Annotated in this window: 1 protein-coding gene; it reads left to right on the forward strand. The window is 70.0% G+C overall.

Translation table 11 applies throughout. The features are described from left to right. Window positions 1-934: aminodeoxychorismate/anthranilate synthase component II (locus ACOADB_RS14060; RefSeq protein WP_378599670.1), on the forward strand; the 934-nt coding region annotated here is incomplete at its 5' end. Window positions 935-983: the final 49 nt, after the last annotated feature.

Consider the following 983-nt stretch of genomic DNA (forward strand, 5'->3'; position numbering starts at 1 on the left):
CCGTGGCTACTACGGCGCCGCGCTCGCCCTCTTCGGCCGTGACGCCGCGGGTGAGCCCGTCGTGGACAGCCCGATCGTGATCCGTACGGCCGATGTCTCGATCGACGGGGCGCTGAAGGTGACGGCCGGAGCGACCCTCGTGCGGGACTCCGTGCCGTCGTACGAAGTGGCGGAGACGCACGCCAAGGCCGGCGGCATCCTGTCCGCCTTCGGACTCGTCCCGCCGGCGCCGATCCCCACCGCCGACGTCGCGACGCTGGTCGCCGACGAAGAGGTGCTGATCGCGCTCAACAGCCGCAACAACCGGCTCTCCAGCTTCTGGCTCGCCGACCAGGCCGGTACGCCGGTCGACCCGCGGCTGATCGGGAAGTCCGCCGTCATCCTCGACGGCGAGGACGACTTCGTGAACATGCTGCGCCACATGCTGACCCGGATGGGGATCAGCAGCCGGGTGGTGCGCCATGAGGCGTACGTCGACGGCGCACTCGACGGCGACGACCTGGTCATCGTCGGGCCGGGTCCCGGTGACCCCGGCGACGACAACGACCCCAAGATGCTGCGGATGCGGGCCGCGGTCGCGTGGCTGCTGGAGAACGAGAAGCCGTTCCTCGCCGTGTGCCTCGGCCACCAGACGCTGTGCCACCAGCTCGGCATCCCGCTCGCGTTCAAGGACATCGTCTTCCAGGGCACCCAGGCGGCCGTGCTGCTCGACGGCAAGCCGGCGAAGGTCGGGTTCTACAACACGTTCGTCGGTCGGCCGTCGGCCGAAACGGTCCTGCCGGACGGTGTGCGCGTCGACACCGATCCCGAGTCCGGCGACGTGCACGCCGTGACCGGCCCGCATTTCCGCGGCGTCCAGTTCCACGCCGAGTCGATCCTCACCGAGCGTGGCTTCGACATCGTGCACGACCTCGTCTCCTCGGTCCTGCTCTAGGCGTGGACCTCATCGCCCGGCCACCGGGGGAGTACCTCGCCGAGGACGA

It is taken from the genome of Nocardioides sp. CPCC 206348, assembly GCF_048654705.1.
GTDB lineage: Bacteria > Actinomycetota > Actinomycetes > Propionibacteriales > Nocardioidaceae > Nocardioides.